Origin of the sequence: Microbacterium sp. LTA6, from assembly GCF_045690355.1 — a bacterium.
GTDB lineage: Bacteria > Actinomycetota > Actinomycetes > Actinomycetales > Microbacteriaceae > Microbacterium.
Genome location: NZ_CP147855.1, coordinates 3,400,533 through 3,418,019, shown reverse-complemented (window position 1 = coordinate 3,418,019; position 17,487 = coordinate 3,400,533). Strand labels below are relative to the sequence as shown.

The 17,487-nt window shown below is 67.5% G+C and carries 18 protein-coding genes and 1 tRNA gene; 13 read left to right on the top strand and 6 right to left on the bottom strand.

Annotation, left to right across the window (positions count from 1 at the left end):
* Positions 1-27: 27 nt before the first annotated feature.
* Positions 28-2,592, bottom strand: coding sequence for an aminopeptidase N (gene pepN, locus LTA6_RS16265; RefSeq protein WP_407358268.1), 2,565 nt, complete (start codon positions 2,590-2,592; stop codon positions 28-30).
* Positions 2,593-2,733: 141 nt separating this feature from the next.
* On the opposite strand from pepN, the gene LTA6_RS16260 reads away from it, so the two are divergent.
* From LTA6_RS16260 to LTA6_RS16240, 5 genes are read left to right on the top strand one after another with little or no spacing between them, the layout of a single operon-like run.
* Complete coding sequence (locus LTA6_RS16260) at positions 2,734-3,918, top strand: ferrochelatase (protein WP_407358267.1); 1,185 nt, start codon at positions 2,734-2,736, stop codon at positions 3,916-3,918.
* A gap of 39 nt (positions 3,919-3,957) precedes the next feature.
* Positions 3,958-4,443, top strand: a complete 486-nt coding sequence (locus LTA6_RS16255; RefSeq protein ID WP_407358266.1) for a ribose-5-phosphate isomerase — start codon at positions 3,958-3,960, stop codon at positions 4,441-4,443.
* A 1-nt stretch (position 4,444) separates the two neighbouring features.
* Positions 4,445-5,443, top strand: a complete 999-nt coding sequence (locus LTA6_RS16250) for an Fpg/Nei family DNA glycosylase (RefSeq protein ID WP_407358265.1) — start codon at positions 4,445-4,447, stop codon at positions 5,441-5,443.
* A gap of 39 nt (positions 5,444-5,482) precedes the next feature.
* Positions 5,483-6,124 carry an FMN-binding negative transcriptional regulator gene (locus tag LTA6_RS16245; RefSeq protein WP_407358264.1) on the top strand — a complete coding sequence of 214 codons (642 nt, stop codon included), beginning with the start codon at positions 5,483-5,485 and terminating at the stop codon, positions 6,122-6,124.
* The gene (locus tag LTA6_RS16240; protein WP_407358263.1) at positions 6,121-7,617 is read left to right on the top strand and encodes an amidohydrolase; all 1,497 of its coding nucleotides are present in this window, start codon (positions 6,121-6,123) and stop codon (positions 7,615-7,617) included. Before LTA6_RS16245 ends, LTA6_RS16240 begins: the two co-directional genes overlap by 4 nt.
* Positions 7,618-7,681: 64 nt before the next feature.
* Here the strand turns inward: LTA6_RS16240 and LTA6_RS16235 are convergent, their stop codons facing one another.
* Positions 7,682-8,167, bottom strand: coding sequence for a DNA starvation/stationary phase protection protein (locus LTA6_RS16235; RefSeq protein ID WP_363546594.1), 486 nt, complete (start codon positions 8,165-8,167; stop codon positions 7,682-7,684).
* 140 nt (positions 8,168-8,307) lie between these two features.
* Here LTA6_RS16235 and LTA6_RS16230 point away from each other — a divergent pair, with 140 nt between their 5' ends.
* The 3 genes from LTA6_RS16230 (at position 8,308) to LTA6_RS16220 (ending at position 9,361) form a co-directional block, all read left to right on the top strand.
* On the top strand, positions 8,308-8,844 hold the full coding sequence (locus LTA6_RS16230; RefSeq protein WP_407358262.1) for a gamma carbonic anhydrase family protein: 537 nt from the start codon (positions 8,308-8,310) through the stop codon (positions 8,842-8,844).
* Between the two features lie 42 nt (positions 8,845-8,886).
* A tRNA-Ile gene (locus tag LTA6_RS16225) sits at positions 8,887-8,963 on the top strand.
* Between the two features lie 137 nt (positions 8,964-9,100).
* Positions 9,101-9,361 (top strand): DUF6458 family protein, encoded by a 261-nt coding sequence (locus LTA6_RS16220; protein WP_341974899.1) that lies wholly within the window; start codon positions 9,101-9,103, stop codon positions 9,359-9,361.
* 54 nt (positions 9,362-9,415) lie between these two features.
* Here LTA6_RS16220 and LTA6_RS16215 read toward each other — a convergent pair whose 3' ends face one another.
* Complete coding sequence (locus tag LTA6_RS16215; protein ID WP_341974898.1) at positions 9,416-10,123, bottom strand: 3'-5' exonuclease; 708 nt, start codon at positions 10,121-10,123, stop codon at positions 9,416-9,418.
* 67 nt (positions 10,124-10,190) lie between these two features.
* Between LTA6_RS16215 and LTA6_RS16210 the strand changes: the two genes are divergently transcribed.
* Positions 10,191-11,090: an alpha/beta fold hydrolase gene (locus tag LTA6_RS16210; protein WP_407358261.1), complete on the top strand. Its 900-nt coding sequence runs from the start codon at positions 10,191-10,193 to the stop codon at positions 11,088-11,090.
* On the opposite strand, the gene LTA6_RS16205 is transcribed toward LTA6_RS16210, so the two are convergent.
* Complete coding sequence (locus LTA6_RS16205) at positions 11,062-11,535, bottom strand: Lrp/AsnC family transcriptional regulator (RefSeq protein WP_341974896.1); 474 nt, start codon at positions 11,533-11,535, stop codon at positions 11,062-11,064. The genes LTA6_RS16210 and LTA6_RS16205 overlap by 29 nt on opposite strands.
* Positions 11,536-11,706: 171 nt before the next feature.
* Between LTA6_RS16205 and pdhA the strand changes: the two genes are divergently transcribed.
* Genes pdhA through LTA6_RS16190 form a run of 3 tightly spaced genes read left to right on the top strand, consistent with a single transcriptional unit; the run spans position 11,707 to position 15,202 of the window.
* Positions 11,707-12,822 carry a pyruvate dehydrogenase (acetyl-transferring) E1 component subunit alpha gene (pdhA, locus tag LTA6_RS16200; protein ID WP_407358260.1) on the top strand — a complete coding sequence of 372 codons (1,116 nt, stop codon included), beginning with the start codon at positions 11,707-11,709 and terminating at the stop codon, positions 12,820-12,822.
* A 2-nt stretch (positions 12,823-12,824) separates the two neighbouring features.
* Complete coding sequence (locus LTA6_RS16195; RefSeq protein WP_341974894.1) at positions 12,825-13,835, top strand: alpha-ketoacid dehydrogenase subunit beta; 1,011 nt, start codon at positions 12,825-12,827, stop codon at positions 13,833-13,835.
* Positions 13,832-15,202: a dihydrolipoamide acetyltransferase family protein gene (locus LTA6_RS16190; protein WP_341974893.1), complete on the top strand. Its 1,371-nt coding sequence runs from the start codon at positions 13,832-13,834 to the stop codon at positions 15,200-15,202. Before LTA6_RS16195 ends, LTA6_RS16190 begins: the two co-directional genes overlap by 4 nt.
* A 7-nt stretch (positions 15,203-15,209) precedes the next feature.
* Here LTA6_RS16190 and LTA6_RS16185 read toward each other — a convergent pair whose 3' ends face one another.
* Positions 15,210-15,794 carry a histidine phosphatase family protein gene (locus LTA6_RS16185; RefSeq protein WP_363546613.1) on the bottom strand — a complete coding sequence of 195 codons (585 nt, stop codon included), beginning with the start codon at positions 15,792-15,794 and terminating at the stop codon, positions 15,210-15,212.
* Positions 15,791-16,621 (bottom strand): Sir2 family NAD-dependent protein deacetylase, encoded by an 831-nt coding sequence (locus LTA6_RS16180; protein WP_407359294.1) that lies wholly within the window; start codon positions 16,619-16,621, stop codon positions 15,791-15,793. Before LTA6_RS16180 ends, LTA6_RS16185 begins: the two co-directional genes overlap by 4 nt.
* Before the next feature lie 64 nt (positions 16,622-16,685).
* Here LTA6_RS16180 and LTA6_RS16175 point away from each other — a divergent pair, with 64 nt between their 5' ends.
* A complete protein-coding gene (locus LTA6_RS16175; RefSeq protein WP_407358259.1) occupies positions 16,686-17,486 on the top strand; it encodes a TrmH family RNA methyltransferase in 801 nt (266 codons plus the stop codon).
* Position 17,487 lies beyond the last annotated feature (1 nt).

The window sequence follows — 17,487 nt, the reverse complement described above, 5'->3', positions numbered from 1 at the left end:
CAGAGGCCCGATTCAAGGCGAGAGGACTCAGTCGTCCGCGTCGCGCGCCTGAGCGGCCAGCGCCCGCTCGACGTCGGCGAGGTTCTCCAGAACCAGACGACGCAGCGCGGGCGCGGCATCCTGGTTCGCCGAGAGCCAGGCGCGGGTCGCATCACGGAGTTCGATGTTGCCGAGCGCCGTCGGGTAGAGCCCGGTGATGAGGTACTGAGCGATCTGGTAGCTGCGGGAGTCCCAGATCGGCAGCAGCATGTCGAAGTACGCCGGAACGAACTCGCCGAGCACGCCGACGCCCGCCGGGTGAACGAAACCGAGGGCCGCAGCGCGGACGATCGTGTTGGGTGCGTCATCGCGCTCGATGAGCGACGCCCATGCCGCCTTCTTCGACTCCGAATCCGGAAGCGAGGCACGAGCCTGAGCCGCGAACTCCGCACCCTTCGACGTGTTGTCTGCGGCGAGGGCTGCATCGATGGAGGCTGCGTCCGTGGCGCCGATGGAGGCGAGGCCGACGAGCAACTGCCAGTTGAGGTCGGCATCGATCTCGAGGCCGGGCAACGTCTCCTCACCCGCGCGCAGACGGCCGACGATACCGGCGTGCTCCGCGGTGACCAGCGCGTTCGCGAACGCCGTCACGAACTGCAGCTGGCTGTCGCTGCCGGCCTCGGCCGACTCGGCGAGCGCCCACAGGCCGTCGGCGACCTTCTGGCGGGCCGCGGTGCGGTCTGCAGGTGCGACATAGAGGTTCGCAGCGGTGCGCAGCTGCGCGAGTGTGGTGCGCACGGTGGTCGACTCGGTCTCGCGGCCGATGTTGCCGAGGACCAGATCGATGTAGTCCGACGCGGCGCTCTCGGCGTCGCGGGTCTGATCCCAGGCCGCGCCCCACACGAGCGAGCGTGCCAGGGGTGCGCTGATGTCCGCGAGATGAGCGATCGCGGTGGCGAGTGAACGCTCGTCGAGACGGATCTTCGCGTAGGCGAGGTCGTCGTCGTTGAGCAGCACCAGGTCGGGGCGCTTCAGGCCGTGCAGCTCCGGCACCTCGGTGCGATCGCCGTCGACGTCGACCTCGACGTAGTGGCTGCGCACGAGCGCGCCCTCCTGCAGCGAGTAGAAGCCGATTCCCAGACGGTGCGGGCGAATGGTCGGGTAGTCGGCCGGTGCGGTCTGCGTCACGGCGAACCGGGTGATCGTGCCGTCGGCGTCATCGGCGATGACCGGCTCGAGGGTGTTGACTCCGGCGGTCTCCAGCCACTTCTTCGACCACGAGTTGAGTTCGCGGCCGCTGGTGGCTTCGAGCTCGACCAGCAGGTCGCTCAACTCGGTGTTGCCCCACGAGTGCTTCTGGAAGTACTGCGAGACACCGGCGAAGAACGCCTCGATGCCCACCCAGGCGGCGAGCTGCTTGAGCACGGACCCGCCCTTGGCGTAGGTGATGCCGTCGAAGTTGACCTGCACGTCTTCGAGGTCGTTGATCTCGGCGACGATCGGATGCGTCGACGGGAGCTGGTCCTGGCGGTACGCCCAGGTCTTCTCCATCGCGTTGAAGGTCGTCCACGCTTCGGTCCATTCCGTGGCCTCGGCCGTGGCGATGGTCGATGCCCACTCGGCGAACGACTCGTTCAACCAGAGGCCGTTCCACCACTTCATCGTGACGAGATCGCCGAACCACATGTGCGCGAGCTCATGCAGGATTGTGACGACGCGACGCTCCTTGACGGCATCCGTCACCTTGCTGCGGAAGACGTAGGACTCCGTGAACGTCACGGCTCCCGCGTTCTCCATCGCGCCGGCGTTGAACTCCGGAACGAAGAGCTGGTCGTACTTGGCGAACGGGTACGGAACGCCGAACTTCGACTCGAAGTACTCGAAGCCCTGTCGCGTCTTGTCGAAGATGTAGTCGGCATCGAGGTGCTGCCAGAGGCTCTTGCGGCCGTAGACGCCGAGCGGGATGACCTCGCCGGAAGAGCTGGTGAGCTCGGAGAACGTCGACTCGTATGGACCGGCGACCAGCGCGGTGATGTACGAGGAGATGCGCGGCGTGGGCTCGAACCCCCAGGTGGCGACGCTCTCGGAGCCGGTGGAGCCGTCGTGGATGATCGGCTCGGGCGTGGGGGAGTTGGAGACGACCTTCCACGCGGCGGGAGCCGTGATCGTGAACTGGAACGTGGCCTTGAGGTCGGGCTGCTCGAACACCGCGAACACGCGTCGCGAATCCGGTACCTCGAACTGCGAGTAGAGGTAGACCTCCTGGTCGACCGGGTCGACGAAGCGGTGCAGGCCCTCGCCGGTGTTCGTGTACTCGCAGTCGGCGTCGACGACGAGCACGTTCTCGGCCTGCAGGCCGGCCAGCGCGATGCGGGAGTCGGCGAACACCTCATCGGGATCGAGCAGTTCGCCGTTGAGCGAGATCTCGCGCACCTCGCGGGCGATGAGGTCGACGAATGTGAAGCTCTCCGGCGTCGCGGTGAAGCGCACGACGCTCCGGGAACCGAAGACCTCAGCACCCTTCGTCAGATCGAGTGCGACCTCGTACGACTGCGTGTCGATGACGTCGCGGCGCTCCTGCGCTTCGATGCGGGTGAGGTTCTCTCCAGGCACAGCTGTACTCCCAGGGGTGAGGGGATGTCACCGCAATGAGACGCGGCTGGCGTCGACGGCAACCATGACAGCCTACGCCAGGAGCCGCGCCGGGCGAGCGATGAGGGGATACCCATAGGTTTCGAGTGGAAGGATGGGACGGTGACTGCGATCGATTCGGATGCCGTTCCCTATGCCTCTGCCGCCGCTGCCGGTGGCGCCCCCTACGTGACGAGCCCCGTCGCGTATGACGGCATCCTGCTCGCCGGATTCGGCGGACCCGAGGGGCAGGAGGATGTGATTCCCTTCCTCCGCAACGTGACGCGAGGACGGGGCATCCCGGATGAACGCCTCGAGGAGGTCGCGCACCATTACCGTCACTTCGGCGGCGTGAGCCCGATCAATGGCCAGAATCGCGCTCTGAAGCAGGCGCTGGAGGCGGAACTGGCCGAGCGCGGCGTCGATCTGCCCGTCTACTGGGGTAACCGCAACTGGGCTCCGTACCTGGGTGACGCTGTCACCGAAGCCGCCGCGCAGGGAGACAACACCCTGCTCGCCTTCGCGACCAGCGCCTACAGCTCGTTCTCGAGCTGTAGGCAGTACCGCGAAGATTTCGCGCAGGTCTTGGAGGAGACCGGACTCGGTGGGACCGTCACGATCGACAAGATTCGTCCGTTCTACGACCACCCCGGCTTCGTCGCGGCTTTCGAGACGGGCGTGCGCACCGCTGTCGAGGCCTTTCTCGCCGACGGCATCCCGGCTGACGCGATCCAGGTTCTTTTCTCCACGCACAGCATCCCGACCGCCGACGCGCAGCGATCCGGCCCGCGCGATGTGGATTTCGGGCCGGGCGGCGCCTATGCCGCTCAGCATGAAGCCGTCGCGGAGTGGGTCATGGACCGGGTCGCGCACGTTCTCCCCGCTGCGGCCGATGTGTCCTGGGAACTCGTCTATCAGTCGCGTTCCGGGCCTGCGAGCCAGCCGTGGCTGGAGCCGGACGTCTGCGACGTGATCGGCGAGCTTCCCGCTCGTGGGCGCACGGCCGTCGTCGTGGTGCCGGTGGGCTTCATGAGCGACCACATGGAAGTGCTGTGGGACCTCGACACCGAGGCGGCGGAGGCCGCGTCAGATGCCGGATTGGCCTTCGTGCGCACCCCGACCCCCGGTGTCTCCGCGTCGTTCGTCGCGGGGATCGTCGATCTCATCCAGGAGCGGCTCGAGGGGCGAGCAGCATCCGAGCGGGAGCACGTGACCGCCCTCGGGCCGAGCTTCGACATCTGCCGTCCCGGGTGCTGCGAGAACGTGCGTGCCGGATTCAAACCGGCCGCCGCAGGTCTCGCTCCCTGATCCCACCGGTCGGGCCCGCCGACTTCTAGGATGGAACCCATGCGCATCCACATCGCCACCGACCATGCCGGTCTCGATTTCTCCACCCAGCTGCAGGAGCACCTGCGCTCCGCCGGCCACGACGTCATCGATCACGGGCCGATCGAGTATGACGCGGTGGACGACTACCCGGCGTTCTGCATCCGTGCCGCACAGGCTGTCGTGGCCGACCAGGCTGCCGGAGTCGAGGCACTGGGCGTGGTGTTCGGCGGATCCGGCAATGGCGAGCAGATCGCGGCGAACAAGGTGCAGGGCATCCGCGCCGCCCTCGTCTGGAACCTCTCCACCGCCGAGCTCGCCCGCGAGCACAATGATGCGAACGTGATCGCGATCGGTGCCCGCCAGCACACCTTCGACGAAGTGACGAGCTTCATCGACCGATTCATCACGACGCCGTTCACCGAGGAAGAGCGTCACGTGCGCCGTATCGCGCAGATCGCGGACTACGAGCGCGACGGATCGCTGCTGCCGGACCCCAGGGCCTGAGATGCCCGAAGGGCATTCCGTCCACCGCATCGCTCGACAGTTCGATCGCAACTTCATCGGCAAGTCGATCTTCGCGTCCAGCCCGCAGGGCCGATTCGTCGAAGGCGCAGCGGTTCTCGACGGGCGTGAGGCAGTGAGCGTCCAGGCCGTCGGCAAGCAGATGTTCCTCGAGTTCGAGGGCGACGTGTGGCTGCGGGTGCATCTCGGTCTCTACGGCGCCTGGGATTTCGCGGGAGACATCCTCGTCGATCCGACGATCGCCTCGGCGAACGGGCGGATGGGGCAGACCAACCAGCGCGGCACCGACCTCGAAGCCGTGATCCTGGACGACGCGGGGGAGAACTCGCTGTCCTCGATCGGTGCGCCCCGGCGCACCCGGGTGCACGTGCGGATGTCCGAGCAGACCAAGGGTCTTGCCGACGAAGGCATCGAGTGGCCGCCGCCGGTCGTCGGGCAGGTGCGATTGCGGCTGATGACCGACATCACGGCCGCAGATCTGCGCGGTCCGACTGCATGCGTGTTGCAGACCCCCGAGGAGATGCTCACCACCGTCGCGAAACTCGGACCCGACCCGCTCGTCGGCGATCCGATCGCGAATGAGGAGCGGTTCGTTCGCACGGTGCGGAAGAAGCAGACCGTGATCGCGCTGCTGCTGATGGATCAGTCGGTGGTCAGCGGCATCGGCAACGTCTACCGTGCGGAGATGCTGTTCCGAGAGCGGCTGAACCCCCACACTCCTGGTCGTGATGTTCCGGAGGACACGATCCGTGCACTGTGGCGCGACTGGGTGAGTCTCCTCGCGATCGGCGTGGAGACCGGTCAGATGATGACCATGGACGATCTGGACCCGGTGCAGTATCGGGCGGCGATGGCGAGTCGGGATGATCGACACTGGGTGTATCACCGCGCAGGTCTGCCCTGCCGTATCTGCGGCACCGAGATCGCCCTCGAGGAGATCGGCGCGCGCAAGCTGTACTGGTGTCCGCGCTGCCAGGCCTGACCAAGCCTGTCCCGCTCGTCTCGGCCGTAGGCTGAGAGGATGCGTCAGAATCCCAGTTTCACGCTCGCCGATATCGCAGAGATCCGTCGCGTGATCGACGGGAATCCGTGGGCGACGATCGTCAGCGCAGCTCCGGATGGCCTCGTCGCCTCACACTATGTCGTCCTGCTCGATGAGGATCGCGACGACCTCACGATCGTGGGACACGTCGGCCGCCCGGACGACCTGATTCACGGCATGGGAGAGCGCGAGTTGCTGGTCATGTTCCAGGGCCCGCACGGATACATCTCTCCTGGATGGTACGGGGGCGCCCAAGCAGTGCCGACGTGGAACTACACCGCGGTGCATCTCGCCGGCATCCCTGAGATCCTCAGCGCGGACGAGAACCTTGCCGTGCTCGACCGGCTGGTCGACCGGTTCGAAGGCCGGATGCCGGAACCGCGGCGCATGTGGGAGCGGCCCAACGACGAGGCCTTCGTCAACCGGATGGCGGCAGGGACAGTCGGCTTCCGGCTCACACCCACCAGGGTCGTGGCGAAGCGCAAGCTCAGTCAGAACAAGTCGGCCGAGACCATCGAGACCGTGATCGAGGCGCTCTCGGAGCAGGGCCCGTATGCGAACGCCGCGCTGGCCGCCGAGATGCGACGCGCCCAGGATGCGCGCACCGGAGTCCAGCGGTGACGGCACTCGGCGCGCACATCGGAGTGGTCAGGGGTGCACGTATCGCCGGCCCCGGACGCGAGTTTCTCCCGTCGGACGAGCCGGTCGACATCCACATCGACGGCGGGGTGATCTCCGACATCGCGCCGACAGGTGCTCTTCCCGCCAGCGGTGATGTGCTCGAGGCGGACGGCAGCTGGGTCGTGCCGGGCCTCTGGGACAACCACGTGCACACCGTGCAATGGGCGCTGGCCGCCGAGCGCGAGAGTCTGGGCGAAGTGTCGTCGGCGTCCGAGGCCGCGGTGCGTATGGCATCGGTGGCGGCACTGCCCGACGGGCGTCGTGTCGGCAGCGGATTCCGGGACGCCCTGTGGGCAGACGATCCCACGCTCGACCTGCTCGACTCCCGCACCGGCGAGGTGCCGACGTATCTGATCAACGCGGATGTGCACAGTGTCTGGCTGAACTCTGCGGCGCTACGCCGGGAAGGTTTCACCAGCCCCGACGGAATTCTCCGCGAGGAGGACGCGTTCGAGATCTCTCGACGCCTCAACGCGGCGGACCCGGAGCGGGGTGATCGTGCGGTGCGGCTGGCGGGGGAGCAGGCCGCAGCGCGTGGTGTCACGGGCCTGGTCGATTTCGACATGGCCTGGAACGCCGACGCCTGGCCGCGCCGGATCGCGGCCGGCTTCGCGGCGCATCGCGTGGAGTTCGCGATCTACCCGTTCGACCTGGAACGCGCGGTCGCAGCCGGGCTCCGCACCGGAGACCTCCGTCAGACAGCGGATGCCACCGTCGACGGCGCCGGGCTCGTGCGAGTGGGCTCTCTGAAGGTCATCACCGACGGCTCTCTCGGAACGCGCACCGCAGCATGCTCTCATCCGTATGCCGACGATGCGGGCAACTTCGGAGTCCTCAACGTCGAGCCCGGCGAACTCGTCGACCTTCTCATCCGAGCAGCGGGCGCAGGACTCTCCGCGGCGGTGCACGCCATCGGTGACCGGGCGACCACGACGGCGCTCGACGCCTTCACTCTTTCCGGCGCGAGCGGCACGATCGAGCACGCCCAACTGGTGCGGCACGCAGATCTTGCACGCTTCGCCCGCCTCGGCGTGATCGCGAGCGTGCAACCGCAGCACGCACTCGACGACCGCGATCTCGTGGATGGTCTCTGGGCCGAGCAGACAGCGATCGGCTATCCGCTCGCCGCTCTACGCAACGCCGGGGTCGAACTGCGATTCGGGTCCGACGCGCCGGTGGCGCCGCTCGACCCTTGGCAGGCGATCGCCGCCGCCGTAGCGCGTACCGAGGGCGATCGTGCGCCGTGGCACCCGGAAGAGAGCCTCAACGTCGACGACGCGCTGCAGGCCAGTGTGCGTTCATCGCTGCGCCCCGGAGAACCTGCCGACCTCGTGCTCTGCGGCTACGCCCCCCAGACCGCGTCGGCCGAGGCTCTGCGGCAGATGCCCGTGTTCGCGACGGTGCTCGCGGGCCGGATCACTCACCTGAGCTGACGCATGCAGAAAGGAAGGGTACCCGGGACGAATCCCGGGTACCCTCCCTTGCCTTGAGCGATGCTTATGCCGCGATGTGCGAGACGAGGAACCAACGGTCTTTCTCGAGACCACGCATGATCTCGATCGCGACGTCCTGGCTGGTGAGGTCGACCTCATCGAGACCATCGATCGCGGCCTTGACGTCGACGAGGATGGCGTCGATGTCCGAGATCACGGCGCGGACCAGCTCGTCGGACTGGGTGAAGCCGGCGGGGACCGAGGTCGTGCCGGCCTTCTCGGCGACCGTGCTCAGTCGAGCGTCGATCGGGAGGCCGAGAGCGACGATGCGCTCCGCGGCGGTGTCGGCGAAGTCGCCGGCGTGGGCGACGATGGTGTCGAGCAGCTCGTGCACGCCGACGAAGTTGGCGCCGCGGACGTGCCAGTGCGCCTGCTTGCCGTTCACGGTGAGGGCTTCGAGACCCAGCACCACGGGCGAGAGGAACTGGGCTGCGGCAGCTGCCACGGTCGGGTCGCTGGCGGTGGTGGAAACAGTCTGTGCCTTGCTCATTGTGCGCTCCTTGACATGGCTTCTTCGTACCTGATGAAGACAACGCTACTCAGCCTCAGACATTCCGCAAGCAAGCTGAGGCTCCGCTTACCGGCCCGGAATCACGCGGGATTCCGGGCCGCCGAGGGTAGTCTCGCCTCATGAGCATCGCACCAGGAGCATCCGTTCTCGCCCTGCCGGGCCGCACTCCGTCGATCGCCGACGCGACCTTCGTCGCCGAGGGCGCGCGCATCGTCGGCGACGTTTCACTCGCGGCCGGCGTGAGCGTCTGGTACAACGCCGTTCTGCGTGGCGATTCAGCCGGAATCGTGATCGGTGCGGGCAGCAACGTGCAGGACAACGTCTCGGTGCACGTCGACGCCGGTCACCCCGTCGTGATCGGCGAAAAGGTCTCGATCGGCCACAACGCTGTCGTGCACGGATGCACGATCGGAGACGGTTCTCTGATCGGGATGGGAGCGGTCGTGCTCAGCGGCGCGGTGATCGGCGCCGGATGCCTCATCGCCGGTGGCGCCGTCGTGCTCGGTGGTACCGAGATCCCGGACGGTTTGTTGGTGGCCGGTGTACCGGCGAAGGTACGGCGCGTCCTCAGCGACGAGGAGCGAGCCGGGCTCCTCGCCAACGCCGACATCTATCTTTCGCATCTGCAGACGCACAGCGAGGCCGCTCCGGTTTGACTCGGGCGACGATGCAGAGTCAGCACTAGGCTGGATGCATACGGGGCGGTGGCCAAGCTGGTCAAGGCAGTGGGCTCATAACCCAACGATCGCGGGTTCAAGTCCCGCCCGCCCCACCATCGACTTCTCGGCTTCGCCGTGCGTTGCGCGCGTGATATCAAGCACCTGCCGAGCGCTGTCAAGCCCCTTCCGGTCTCCGCTCCTGCCCCCGAATGTGGAGGTCCGCGGCACACCGCCGCAAGAAGTGGAGGACATCATGAGCATTGGCACCGGAGTAGTACTCTTCGTGATCGGCGCGATCCTCGTGTTCGCCGTCAACGTGGAGGTCGAGTACGTCGATCTCGACATGATCGGGTACATCCTCATGGGAGCAGGCGTCGTCGTCTTCATCGTCGGAATCGTGCTGCTCGCTCGCCGTCGTCGTTCCGAAGCGGTGACGCACACCAGCGTCGATCCTGCGACGGGACAGCCGACGTCACGCCGCACGGTCACGTCCACCAACGACGACGTCGTCTGAGGCCGACGGGCGGAAGCAGGAACGGCGTTCTTGCTTCCGTCTGCCGTTGGCGTTCTAGCCGCGGATCGGCCAGGCGCCGTCCAGGGCGCTCTCCGGGTCAAGGCGGCCGATGCTGACGAAGTACTCGGTCAGGCTCGCCGCCTGCGACCGCGCCCAACCGATCTGGCGGGTGTGCAGTTCGTGCGGCGTGTCCGGCATCTCGAACTGTCGGCCAAGCGCCTGCGCGACACGCCCGGCAGCGATGGCGTCTGCGGACGCCTCATGGGCGCTGTCCAAGGGCACCGCGTAATGGGCCGCGACGACTTCGAGCGTTCGCTTGCCGCGTCGGTATCGGTCAAAAGCCTTGTCGATCACGAGCGGATCGATGATCGGCGTTGGATCCACCAGCGGGGCTACGCCGTGGCGGAGCGCCTCATGCGTCAGCAGGGAGAAATCATACGAGGCGTTGTACGCGACGATCGGAACGCCCTGTGCCAAGAGCGCACGCAGGGCTGCAGTGATCTCGGCGACGACGTCGCGGGCGGGGCGCCCCTCGCGCCTCGCGTGCTCTGTCGTCACACCGTGGATCGCAGCGGCGCCATCCGGAATCGGAATACCGGGGTCGGCCATCCACGATCGGGCCGCGATCTCATGGCCCTTCGCATCCAGCACGCCGACGTAGGCGGTGACGATGCGATCCGCTGTGACGTCGACTCCCGTGGTCTCCAAGTCGAAGACGCCGACGCGGGTGAGCCAGGGCGGGAGAGGGGACGCGGGGGTCATGGACTCACGGTAGAGCCGGCCGCAGACATTGCCAGGAAGGCGCACGGCCACTCCGTAGACTCGAAGGATGACTGTGCCCTCGCCGTACGCCGACCGTCTGAACCGACTTCCGGTGCAGCGGCTCGAAGCGACGGTACGCGGGGGCACCACGGCGTACTGGGTGTACGGCCCCGCCGACGCCGAGACCACGGTGATCGCCGTGCATGGCTTCCGCGGTGAGCATCACGGGCTCGAACCAGTGCTCGCCTACCTTCCCGAGATCCGCGTGATCGCCCCGGATCTTCCTGGTTTCGGGGAGACCGGCCCGATCCCGGGGCGCACGCACGATCTCGACGAATACGCGGCGTGGCTGACTGAGTTCGCCGCTCAGGTCGCGCCCGGCGCGATCATCCTCGGTCACTCCTTCGGGTCGATCGTCACGTCTGCTGCGGTCGCCGGCGGGCTGGAGACGCCCCGGTTGATTCTGCTGAACCCGATCGGAGCGCCGGCGCTGGAAGGACCCAAGGGCCTGATGACGAGGCTTGCCGTGCTCTACTACGATCTCGGCGCCTGGCTCCCTGCTCGCCTCGGTACCGCGCTGCTGCGCAATCGTCTGATCGTCCGGGTGATGAGCATCTCGATGGCGAAGACGAAGGATGCTGCGCTCCGACGTTTCATCCATGATCAGCACGACACGTACTTCTCCCGGTTCGCCGATCGCGACGTGCTGCGCGACGCATTCGTCGCGAGCGTCTCGCATGATGTGCGGGCGTTCGCGCCGGCGATCTCGGTGCCGACCCTGCTCGTCGCCGCTCAGCAGGATGACATCACGCCCATCGAGGCCGAGCGCACGCTGGTGACCCTGTTCGACGACGCCTCACTCGTGGAGATCGCCGACGTCGGGCATCTCATCCACTACGAGACGCCGGCAGAGGCGGCCGGCGCGATCCGGCGTTTCCTCAAGGTTCCCGTCGAGCGAGGCCGATGAGTCCGGCGACCCGGAACGGGATGACCTCGCCCATCGCGAGGGACGTCTCGGTGCGCTCCACGCCTTCGATCGAGAGGATGCGCGCGTCGGTGTCGAACAGGTGCCGCGCGTCGCGGCACGCCACCCGGGCCAGCAGGTCGATCGAGCCGCTGAGGCCGTGCGCCTGCACGACCTCGGGGATGCGCGCGAGCTCGCTGATGATGCGGGGGAGCTCGGTCTGACGCACGCCGATGCTGACGAAGGCCTGCAACGGGAAGCCGAGCACGTCGGTGGAGAACGAGCGCTCGTAGGAGAGGAATATCCCGCTCTGCTCCAGCCGCGCCATTCGGGCCTGGATGGTGTTTCGAGAGAGGCCGAGACTCTCGGCGAGGGCGACGATCGTGATCCGTGGATCGTCGGCGAGCGCGGCGAGCAGCTCGAGGTCGATGCGGTCTAGTCCGGGCATAGTGCCAAACCTTAGCAGGGTGTGAACCGGCAGAATTGAGCAACATGCTCAAGAGCTTTTCCATTGCTTGAGCGAGGTGTTCAACGGTCGTACGCTCAGAGCATCCGGTGAAGACGCCGGGCCGCAGCGTTTGCGCCCCACAAGGGCCCGCTGAGACTTGGGAGGACGACGATGTCACCGCAGATCACGCCGATCGCCGACACCGCACAGGATCTGGAGCTCGCTGAGCGCATCCTGGCACCGGACGGCACTCGCATCTCGAACCCCCAGCTGGATGCATACGTCGCCGACGTCGATGCAGAACAGCTGCGGGCGCTGCACCGAGACATGATCATTCTTCGCCGCATCGACGCCGAGGGCGTCGCCCTGCAGCGCCAGGGGCAGCTCGGTCTCTGGGCGCCGTGCCAGGGTCAGGAGGCGACTCAGATCGGTACTGCCCGCGCGATCGCTCCGCAGGACTACATCTTCCCGAGCTACCGGGAGACCGGCGTGATCTACGCACGCGGTGCGGCCCCCGGCGACTACGTCCGGATGTGGCGTGGTGAGGAAGGCGCTGGCCACGACCCGTCTGGTCTGCGCGTCGCACCGTTGCAGATCATCATCGGCGCGCAGACCCTGCACGCGGTCGGCTACGCGCTCGGCATCAAGCACGACCGCGCCGACGAGGTCGCAGTGACCTACTTCGGCGACGGAGCCACCAGCCAGGGTGACGTGAACGAGGCGATGATCTTCGCCTCGTCGTACCAGGCTCCTGTCGTCTTCGTCTGCCAGAACAACCACTGGGCGATTTCCGAGCCGGTCGCGCTGCAGTCCCAGTATCCGATCGCCGGCCGAGCGCCGGGATTCGGAATCCCGAGCCTCCGTGTCGACGGCAACGATGTCCTGGCATGCATGGCGGCGATGCGCTGGGCGCTCGCTCACGCCCGCGCCGGCAAGGGCCCTGCCTACATCGAAGCGGTCACCTACCGCATGGGCCCGCACACCACGGCGGACGACCCGACCCGCTACCGGGAGAGCGCCGAGCTGGATCAGTGGCGCCAGCGCGACCCGATCGCGCGCCTCGAGGCGCATCTGCGCGCAGCAGGCGAGCTCAGCGATGAGCATCTCGCCGAGACTCAGGCCGCGGCCGACGACGTGGCGCGGGACATGCGTGCGGCTTGCCTCGGCATGACGACGCGCCCGCCGCTCGCGGTGTTCGACGGCGTCTACGCCGAACCGCACACCGGGCTCGAGCGTCAGCGCGGCGAGTACGCCGCCTACCTCGCGACGTTCGACGGAGAGGTGTGACGATGACCGAGCTCACTCTGGGCAAGGCCCTCGGCGCCGGCCTGCGTCAGGCCATGCGCGACGACGACAAGGTTGTGCTCCTCGGTGAGGACATCGGCAAGCTGGGCGGCGTGTTCCGCATCACCGACGGTCTGCTCGACGAGTTCGGCGCGAAGCGCGTCATCGACACTCCACTGGCTGAGTCCGGCATCGTCGGCACCGCCGTCGGTCTGGCGTTCCGCGGGTATCGCCCGGTCGTCGAGATCCAGTTCGACGGATTCGTCTATCCGGCGTTCGACCAGATCGTCGCTCAGGTCGCCAAGCTGCACTATCGCACGCAGGGCCGCGTGCGGATGCCGATCACCATCCGCATTCCCTGGGCGGGCGGCATCGGGGCGGCCGAGCACCACTCGGAGTCGCCGGAGGCATACTTCGTGCACACGGCCGGGCTTCGCGTGATCGCCGTGTCCAACCCGGAGGACGCCTATCGCAGCCTCCGCCAGGCGATCGCCTCCGACGACCCGGTGATCTTCTTCGAGCCCAAGCGGCTCTATCACCACAAGGGGGAGGTCGACCTCGATGCCCCGCTCGCGGACGCACCTCCGATGGGCCTCGCCCGTGTGGTGCGTGAAGGCACGGATGCCACGCTCATCACCTACGGCGCCATGGTCTCCACCGCGCTGCAGGCGGCCGAGGCGGCCGAGGACGACGGCATCTCGATCGAGGTCATCGACCTGCGCTCTCTGTCGCCGATCGACTACGACTCCGTCGCTGCATCCGTGCGCAAGACCGGGCGTGTCGTCGTCGCTCACGAGGCATCGCGAGAAGCAGGAGTCGCCGCCGAAGTGATCGCCAGCATCACCGAGCGCTGCTTCGAGTACCTGGAATCCGCACCCCTCAGGGTCACCGGCCACGACATCCCGTACCCGCCGGCCAAGCTGGAGAAGTACCACCTCCCGGATCTCGACCGGCTCCTCGATGCCGTCGACCGGGTTCTGGACCGTCCGAACAGCCTGACGGGGGCCGAAGCATGATCGCCGAGTTCCGACTTCCCGACCTCGGTGAAGGACTCACCGAGGCCGAGGTCGTGCAGTGGCTGGTCGCACCCGGCGACGCCGTCGCCTTGAACCAGACGCTCGCCGAGGTGGAGACGGCGAAGGCCGTGGTCGAGCTTCCGTCGCCCTATGCGGGAACGGTGTCTGCGCTGCATGCGGAGGCGGGGGAGACCGTCGCCGTTGGCGCTCCGCTGATCGAATTCGATGTGGTCGGTGAGGAGCCGTCAACGACGGATGCGCCTGCCCAGGACAAACCGCAGGAGAAGGCGCAGCCGAACCTCGTCGGTTACGGTGCAGCACCGTCGTCTTCCGGTCGCCCCGCTCGTCGAACCCGCCGCGCTTCGGCGGTGTCCGTCTCGGCCGACACCGCAGTGCTCGAAGCAGCCCCGCACGACGCCAGTCCCCGAGCGACCACGGAGCAGGTCCTCGAGCGCCCGCGCTCCACGCCCCCCGTGCGCGCTCACGCGAAGCGTCTGGGCATCGATCTCGTCCTGGTGGCTGCGGAGGTCGGCGATCGGGTGATCACCCGCCGCGACGTCGATGTCTACGCTGAGCGGGTCGGCGCTGCAACGGCCGTCGAAACTCCCGCTGCCGAAGCGATCGGGTTCGCGGCACCGCGGTCGGTCGGATCCTTCGCCGACGCGGAGCGAGAGACGCGGATCCCGATCCGCGGGGTTCGTAAGCACACGGCCGCGGCCATGGTGCAGAGCGCCTTCACCGCGCCGCACGTGACGGTCTTCCACACGGTCGACGTCACGGCGACGATGGATCTGCTCGCGTCACTGCGCGAGGACCGCTCGCTCTCCGGTCATCGGATCGGCCCTCTCGCGATTATCGCGAAGGCCGTGTGCCTCGCGTTGGGGCGCACCCCGGGCTTGAACTCGAGTTGGGACGAAGCTGCGGCAGAGATCGTGCAGCACCACTTCGTCGACCTCGGCATCGCCGCAGCGACGGAGCGAGGGCTCATCGTCCCGAACATCCGAGACGCGGAACGGCTCACACTCGTCGAACTCGCCGATGCGTTGCGCTCCCTCGCGGAGACCGCGCGCGCCGGGAAGACGTCACCGGCGGAACTCGCCGGCGGGACCTTCTCGATCTCGAACATCGGCGTCTTCGGCGTCGATGCGGGCACTCCGATCCTGCCGCCGGGACAGTCCGGAATCCTCGCGGTCGGCGCGGTCCGCCGACAGCCGTGGGAGTACCGCGGCGAGATCGCGCTGCGCCAGATGATGACACTGAGCCTCTCCTTCGATCACCGTCTCGTGGACGGCGCGGAAGGGGCGCGATTCCTCAAGGATGTCGCCGACATCCTGGAGGAACCGGGGCGGGCGATGCTGCTCAGCTGACGATCTGTCAGAGGACGGCGTGCTCGAGCAGGCGCAGCGATCCGGGGGACGCCTCGAATCGGTGCACTGAGCCGTTGCGGAGCGGTTCGCCGTCCCGAGGCAGAGTGCCGCCCGAGACATGGTCGATCAGCGAACGGATCACGCCGCCGTGGGTCACGACGATGACGGACTCGGCGAGGGGCGCCGAGCGGCGACGCGCGTCCCTCGCGATCCGATGAAGCGCCGACATGGAGCGCTCGCAAACCTGGGCGAGCGACTCCGCACCAGGCACGTCGGAGAGCCAATCGCCGTAGGTCTGGATGTAGTCGGTGACCAGCATCCCCTCGCCCGCACCGAACTCCCGCTCCCGCATGTCGGGCACGAGCAGCGGCGCGTCGAGGCCGAGCTCCGCAGCGATGATCTGCGCGGTCTCGTGTGCGCGCACCAGAGGACTGGCATAGATCGTGTGGTGCGTTCCATCGGCGAGGAGCGCGGCCGCCGTGCGCGCATCGGCGCGTCCGGTGTCGTTCAGGGCGATGTCCGTGGTGCCCTGGATACGGCGGTCGAGGTTCCAATCGGTCTGACCGTGGCGGACGAGCGTGAGCAGGGTCACTTCAACAGCTCCTGGAGGGCAGGGAGCACATCGCTGGTGCCCGCGGCGATGGTGACATTCGCCCACGGGTCCGCGCGAGTCGGCTCTCGGTTGACGATGATCAGCGGAATGCCGCGGCGGCGAGCGCGTTCGATGAGACGCACGCCCGAGTTGACGACGAGCGAGGAGCCGGCCACGATCAGGGCGTTGCTGGCGCGCAGCAGCGACTCGGCGGCGCGGAACCGGTCCGGCGGTACATACTCGCCGAAGAAGACGACGTCCGGTTTGAGCATCCCGTCGCACACCGTGCACGTCGGGATGACGAAGCCCGCGGTCGTCTCCGGCAGGACATCGCCGTCCGGGGCGAGCGCCACGTTCTCGGGCACCGCGATCCAAGGGTTGCGTTCTTCGATCTGCACAGCGACGTCACGACGGTCGAAGACCTGACCGCAGTGCAGACAGAAGACACGGCGCATCGTCCCGTGCACCTCGATGACGTGCGAGCTCCCGGCGCGCAGGTGCAGTCCGTCGACGTTCTGCGTGATCACGCCGCTGACGACGCCGGATGACTCCATCTCGGCGAGCGCGACATGGCCGGCGTTCGGTGCCGCATTCGCGAACGCGCGCCAGCCGAGATGCCCACCGACCCAGTACCGGCGGCGAGCAGCCTCATCGCCCAGGTATGTCTGGATCGTCATGGGATCGCTGCCGGGACGTGCGCCCTCGCCACGATAGGCGGGAATGCCGGAATCCGTCGAGATGCCCGCTCCGGTGAGGAGTGCGATCCGGTGCCCGCGGAGCAGATCAGCGGATTCGACGAGGCGAGCTTGAAGCTCTTCGTCTGTCATCGCGCTCACGGCACCTCCTCGAGTGATTCTACGATGCCCGCGGGACGTGTCAGGCTGGACGCCTATGGAACTCGTGCACGTCGACACCGCGGACGACCCGCGCCTGGACGACTATCGATCGCTGACCGAGGTCGCTCTGCGCCGCGTTGTGGAGCCCGCGGGAGGCCTGTACATCGCGGAATCAGCGAAAGTCATCGCCCGCGCGTGCGCCGCGGGGCATCGTCCCCGGTCGGTCATGGTGCAGCAGCGTCGAGTCGACGAGATCCGGACGATCCTTGATGGTGCGCCGGTTCCGGTCTACGTGGTTCCGGACGACGTGGCGGAGAGCGTCACCGGGTTCGCCGTGCATCGAGGCGCGATCGCGTCGATGCACCGGCCCGTGCTCCCGTCTGTCTCCGAAGTCGTGAAAGACGCCTCCCTGGTTCTGATCCTGGACGACCTCGCGGATCACACGAATGTCGGCGCCGCCTTCCGTGCGGCCGCGGGGCTCGGAGCGGATGCCGTGCTCGTGTCTCCGCGGTGCAGCGATCCGCTGTACCGTCGAAGCGTACGAGTGAGCATGGGCACGGTGTTCCAGGTGCCGTGGACACGGCTCGGAGAATGGGATGCCGCGGCGGAGGAACTGCATGCAGTGGGTTTCGAGCTCGCGGCCCTCGCGCTGAGCGATGACGCGGTGACGCTTGACGCGTATGCGGCGGATCGCCCGCCCCGGGTGGCGCTGGTGATGGGGTCCGAAGGCCACGGTCTTTCGGAGCGCGCGCTGGAGGTCGCGGATGCGGTCGTCACGATCCCGATGCGTGGGGGAGTGGATTCCCTCAACGTCGCTTCAGCGGCGGCGGTGGCGTTGTGGTCGCTGTCGCGCTGAC